The following is a 350-nucleotide window of genomic DNA, read 5'->3' on the forward strand; positions in this document are numbered from 1 at the left end:
CGCAGCTCCTCGTCGGCCGCCGCCGCGAAGGTGGGCTGGAGGTGCAGGGCGAGCAGTTCGCGGTGGGCGGGCAGCACGGACGGCCACAGCCGGGCGGCGGGGTTCCAGGAGGTCTGGTCCCGCTTGCCGCTGCCGATGTACGCGCCCAGCAGCGGCCGGGCCCACGGCCCGATCTCGCACGGCAGTGCCGGCGCCTCGCCGGAGAGCAGCACCCGCCGCAGCGGATCGACCCGGCCGCCGTGCTGGTGCGGCCTGCCCACCGCCCGGACGAACTCCGGCACGGCCGGGCCGCCGGCCGTCAGCCAGGCGTGGATCTTCCGCCCGGCCGCTCCTACCGCTCCGGCCGCTGT

1 pseudogene is annotated in these 350 nt (G+C 78.0%); it reads right to left on the bottom strand.

The window, feature by feature from the left end:
* Positions 1-350 (bottom strand): annotated as a pseudogene (locus tag V1L54_RS29365) (hypothetical protein); the annotation flags it as partial.

This window comes from Streptomyces rubellus (genome assembly GCF_036323805.1).
Taxonomy (GTDB): domain Bacteria; phylum Actinomycetota; class Actinomycetes; order Streptomycetales; family Streptomycetaceae; genus Streptomyces.